This is a genomic window from Mycobacterium sp. (genome assembly GCF_035499775.1).
GTDB lineage: Bacteria > Actinomycetota > Actinomycetes > Mycobacteriales > Mycobacteriaceae > Mycobacterium.
This window is the reverse complement of sequence record NZ_DATJYB010000584.1, coordinates 1-5,217: the sequence shown is the minus strand read 5'-3', so window position 1 is coordinate 5,217 and position 5,217 is coordinate 1. Positions and strand designations below refer to the sequence as shown.

The 5,217-nt window shown below is 62.4% G+C and carries 4 protein-coding genes and 1 pseudogene; 1 reads left to right on the top strand and 4 read right to left on the bottom strand.

What is annotated here, in order from left to right; translation table 11 throughout:
- Positions 1–977, bottom strand: a 977-nt coding sequence (locus VML93_RS35515) for a UDP-glucose dehydrogenase family protein (protein ID WP_325618077.1), incomplete at its 3' end; no start/stop codon positions are given.
- A complete protein-coding gene (locus VML93_RS35510) occupies positions 967–2,094 on the bottom strand; it encodes a UDP-glucuronic acid decarboxylase family protein (protein ID WP_325618075.1) in 1,128 nt (375 codons plus the stop codon). The genes VML93_RS35515 and VML93_RS35510, both read right to left, overlap by 11 nt.
- Before the next feature lie 213 nt (positions 2,095–2,307).
- Here VML93_RS35510 and VML93_RS35505 point away from each other — a divergent pair, with 213 nt between their 5' ends.
- On the top strand, positions 2,308–2,526 hold the full coding sequence (locus VML93_RS35505; RefSeq protein ID WP_325618073.1) for a hypothetical protein: 219 nt from the start codon (positions 2,308–2,310) through the stop codon (positions 2,524–2,526).
- A 1-nt stretch (position 2,527) separates the two neighbouring features.
- Here the strand turns inward: VML93_RS35505 and VML93_RS35500 are convergent.
- Together VML93_RS35500 and VML93_RS35495 are read right to left on the bottom strand one after the other, a co-directional pair.
- Positions 2,528–3,617 (bottom strand): annotated as a pseudogene (locus VML93_RS35500) (IS630 family transposase).
- A 70-nt stretch (positions 3,618–3,687) separates the two neighbouring features.
- The gene (locus VML93_RS35495; RefSeq protein WP_325618071.1) at positions 3,688–4,443 is read right to left on the bottom strand and encodes a class I SAM-dependent methyltransferase; all 756 of its coding nucleotides are present in this window, start codon (positions 4,441–4,443) and stop codon (positions 3,688–3,690) included.
- Between the last annotated feature and the right edge of the window lie 774 nt (positions 4,444–5,217).

The following is a 5,217-nucleotide window of genomic DNA, read 5'->3' as shown; positions in this document are numbered from 1 at the left end:
TGCTGTCGGTTGTTCACTTCCGCGGTGGCGGTGAGCAGCGCTGGCTCGTAGCCTTCACGGCGCGCGGTAGTGATTAGCGACGACAGGTCCTTACCGAAGCACGACCCGCCCCACCCTAGGCCGGCGGACAGGAACTCGGCGCCGATGCGATGGTCAAGTCCCATGCCGGTGGCGACGCTGGTCACGTCAGCGCCCACTCGGTCGCAGATATTGGCCAGCTCGTTGATGAAGCTGATCTTTGTAGCGAGGAAAGCGTTGCTCGCATACTTGACCGCCTCGGCCGTGGTGAGATCGGTACACAGCAACCCGGGTCGCTTCGTCGGGTCGGCGCCGTTGAACGACTGCTGCAGGATCGGCCGGTACAAGTCGGCCACGAGTCTGACTGCCTGCGCATCCTCACTGCCAAGGACTACTCGGTCGGGATGAAGAAAGTCACCGATCGCGTTGCCTTCGCGTAGGAACTCGGGATTGTGCACAAGGGTAACGGGCGCCGCCTGACCGTTCCGTTGGGCGAGTGTGTCTCGAAGGACCCTGCACACCGACTGGGCGGCGCCTAGCGGGATGGTGCTCTTGGTGACGACCGTTACCGGACGTCGGACAGCCGCCGCCACCGACCGGACGGCATCGTTCAACGCGGACACATCGGCGCTTCCGTCGGGGAGCGGAGGCGTCCCGACACACAAAAAGACCGCGTCGGCGACGGTGATTGCGTCCGCGTATTCCGCCGTGAAGCGGAGCCGTCCTGCGCGCAGGCACGAGTTCACCAGATCCTCGAGTCCCGGCTCGTGGAAGGGGATTTGCCCGACCCGCAACTGAGCGAGTTTGGCCGTGTCGGTCTCGATGCCGGTGACTTCGTAGCCCAGGTGGGCGAAGCATGCGGCGACGACAGTCCCGACGTATCCAGTGCCGACGACCGCAAGTCGGTAAACCTTGGGCGGGCGCACGGGAGGGGAGGCCGGGATCTGATCAAGAGGCATGATTAGGCGCGATCCTTTCCCGATTCGCAGTCGCGATGTGAGCCGGATGCAACGTCGCACCCGCGGAGTGAGCGATTGCTCGGCGCGTCGTAAACTCAACCTGGTCCACGACCACGTCACGCAAATTGACGCTGGATGATCCCTGGTCTTGGGCACCCGCCACTAGGTCGGCCGCCGCGGCTACCTGCCGCGGCCGCGACTCAAACCACTTCACGGTGCGCTGCAACCCCTCCTCGATCGGCACTTCCGGGCGCCAGCCCAGACTTTCCTGTGCCCGAGCGATGCTCGGCGAGCGACGAGTGGGGTCGTCGGTTGGCAACGCGTGGTGCTCCAGGGTCGACGACGAGCCGGTGATCTGAAGGACGAGGTCGGCCAGCTCGGTGATGGTGTGTTCGGTCGGGTTCCCCAAATTCACCGGTCCCGGTTCGTCACAGTCGAGCATGGCGACAATTCCGCGGATCAGGTCGTCGACGTAGCAGAAGCTGCGGGTCTGCGCCCCATCCCCGTAGATGGTTAGCGGCTGCCTGTTGAGGGCCTGCGTGATGAAACTGGACACCACTCGGCCATCGTGCGGACGCATGCCGGGACCGTAGGTGTTGAAGATCCGCACCAGGCCGACATTGACGCCTAAGCTGCGGCGGTAGGCCATCGACAGGGCCTCTGCGAACCGTTTGGCCTCGTCGTAGACGCTGCGCGGTCCTACAGGATTAACGTTGCCCCAATAGTCCTCGGGTTGGGGGTGCACGAGCGGGTCGCCGTAGACCTCGCTGGTGGAGGCGAGGATGAATCTCGCTCTCTGGCGCTGGGCCAGACGGAGCATGTTTTCCGTACCCCGGCTACCGACGGCGAGCGTCTCCAACGGACGACGGTGGTAATCCGGGGGTGACGCTGGGCTGGCGAGGTGAGCGACGACGTCGACGGGTCCGGCTACGTTCACCTCATCGCTGACGTCGGTTTTGACGACCTCCAGTGTCGGTCGGCGGAGAAGGTGTGCGATGTTATTCAGTGAGCCTGTCGACAAGTCGTCTAGGCAGACGACGTGGTCTCCCCGGTCCAGCAAGGCTTCGCAGAGATGTGACCCCAGAAAACCGGCGCCACCGCTGACGACCACTCTCATGGAATCTCCAATGGACCCAATGTGGTCATGAACGACATGCGCTCCTCCTGTCCTGATGGAAGCAGGCCGACCCCACCCCTGAGGCGGGCCACAATTTCCGCGGCGCCTGGTCCGGCGGTATATATACCGGTAATGCACTTAGTTCGACTCTCACATACTATTAGACAAGATACTAGCTAAATAGGCAACTCTTAGTCTTTAAACTGCCGTGAAGTGTCCGCTCACTCGGCGTACTGGCTCAACAACAGACCGCCCGGACCCAGCGAGGAACTGAGTCGAACGCATCGCCGCGACGGCTTCCTGGTTGCCGGGACGGTGCCGGCGGCGGCCGCATGGCGAAGCCATTCGGTCGCGATGCGACGCGGGGTGCCCACCTATCCCGTTGGCACGCACTGGAACGGCCAAATTCTGAGGCTCGAAACGCCGCCCTGACCTAGTGTCCTGCGCCAGGAATTCGTTGAAGACATGGGTTGAGTCTTTCGAGGATTTCGTCGGCGGTCTTGGTCCAGGTGAAGGGCTGGGGGTTTTGGTTCCGTGGGCGATCCAGTCGCGAATGTCTTTCTCCAGGGCCTGGATTGATCGGTGGGCGCCACGGCGCAGTTTCTTGTCGGTCAGTAGCGCGAACCAGCGTTCGACCTGGTTGAGCCAGGACGAGTAGGTCGGGGTGTGGTGCATGTGGAATCGAGGGTGGACGTCCAACCATTTGGCGACCGTCGGGGTCTTGTGGGTGGTGTAGTTGTCGCAGATCAGATGCACATCGAGCTCAGCGGGGATCTGCGTATCCAGTTTGGTCAGGAACTTCTTGAACTCGACGGCGCGGTGTCGGCGATGAATCGAGCCGTAGACCTGTCCGGTGGCCACGTCCAACTCGCGAACAAGGTGGTGATGCCGTGACGCACTAGTCATGGGTGCGTCGTTCGGGCAGCCCGGGCATCATCGGCAGCACCGGCGCAGAGCGGTCCAGGGCCTGAATCTGGGATTTCTCGTCTACGCACAGCACCAGGGCCTTTTCCGGGGGGGTCCAGGTACAACCCGACGACGTCGCGGACCTTGTCGATGAACTGCGGGTCGTTGCTGAGCTTGAACGTATCGACCAAATGGGGTTTGAGCGCGAATGCCTTCCAGATCCGGCCGACTGTCGATTTCGACAACCCGGACTCTTTGGCCATCGAGGCCCGCGACCAGTGGGTGGCATCGGCTGGCTGGCGTTCCAGGGTCGCCACCACGACCTGTTCGATCCGCTCGTCGTCGATCGTGCGCGGAGCACCTGGACGCGACTCGTCGGTCAGCCCATCGAGTCGACTCTCTACGAACCGTTGCCGCCACTTGCACACCGTCTGCGGCCACACCCCTACTTCGGCGGCCACCTCCTTGTTGGATTTACCTGCCGCACAACCCAACATAATGCGACACCGCTGCGCCAGCGCCTGCGAGGACTTCGCCCGTCGCGCCCACCGCTGCAACGTCTCGCGCTCCTGGTCGGTCAACACCACCGCACTCACCGGACGGCCCCGTTTCGCCACCCGTCAAGTCCACAGTTAATCAATCAACTTCCGGCGCAGGACACTAGCTCATCGGCACCAAGGCACCGGCTCAGGCAGTAGCTTCGAGAATCAGGGACTCGATGCGGTTAGCCAGATCACCGATGGCGTCCGCGTGCCGGTCTACACCGACCAGTTCATCGTGTTCAGACATCCCTGGCTCGCACCGTACGACCTGGCGGAACCCGGCGCGCGTGAGCACCCGGCGCAACGTGTCTTCGTCGTAGAGGTAGATGTGACCCCATTCGCGCATCATGCGGTTCAGCACGTGAACTGAACTGGCTTCATCCGCGCGCTCCGCGGCTGACCCGTACGTGCGGTTGCTCCACCGAATGTATTCTTCGGCATCCGGATCGTCGGAGTCTGGCAGCCGCCGGAACACATCCAGGTTCGGCGTCGAGATGCGCAACACACCGTCGCGCTGCAGCACCCGATGTGCCTCGCTGATCAACTGCAACCCGGCCTCGTACGGCACGTGTTCGATCATGTGTTCACAAACCATGTAGCGAAACGACTCCGGCGGTATCGGCCAGCGCTTGGTCGCATCGAGATACACGGTCGCGGGTCGAACCGGCACCGGGTCGGTGCTCAGCCAGCCGTCCATCACGTTCAGGCCAGAACCGATGGACAGGCACCGTTTCTCCGGTGGAACCTCATTGCAATAGCGGTCGAGCTGTCGGGGGCGCCGAACCAGACCTGCGGCCTGAAAGCCCAGCAACGCGGTCCGATAGACCAGGGGGTAGCGCTGGAGCGCCGCGCCTACTCGCCTAATCGTCGCTGTGGTCGGTTGGCTCGATGCGTTGACCATAGATTTCAGCTCCCCCGGTTCTACCGAGATTGACCCCTCCCACTGTCGATAGTTCATACTGCGTTCCCCTTCGTATCCCGTTCGTATGGATGCGTTTAGCCTGGCTGGCCGACGATACGTATGCAAACTGCCTTGCTTGGTGCCAATTAGGATGTATATCCTAGCGCAAGGTGCATCATCGGTATATACATACGGTCACACTCACCGGTTGCTGTAACCGCGGCCTGCTTCCGGGTCGGCCTGCTTCCGTTAGGAGCGACATGGGACCTTAGGCAGACTGCGGTCAACGCGCTGACCTGTTCGCGCTGCATAGCCGAGGCGGGCAGAGCCACGGCATAGACGAACGGAACCGGGGTCAGCGAACGCGCACGCCGCACCGAAGCCCACCGTGGGCGGCGGGCGAAGGTTTAACCGCCTGCCGATGGAGCGACCAAGACATCGGCAGGCCGCATCTGCAACATCTTTCTTCTCGGTCAGGCCGCGGGTCGCGCAGCACTTCACATAACAGATTGCATAACTGATTGGCAGCCGAAACATGAGCAGCGTTTCGTCCTCAGACTCAGCCGAATTGGGATACAGCCCCTCGGCGCTGCAGCCGGAACAACCCACGGGAACAACCGAAAATCGGCTCGCTGTGCTCCCTCGCCCGAGACCACCGGCCATCGCAGATCAGGGTACGCCAGTTAGCGCCCGATTCCGGCCTGATATTGAGGGTATGCGCGCTATTGCAGTCGGATTGGTGTTGCTCTATCACGGCTTCCACGCTCCGTTTAC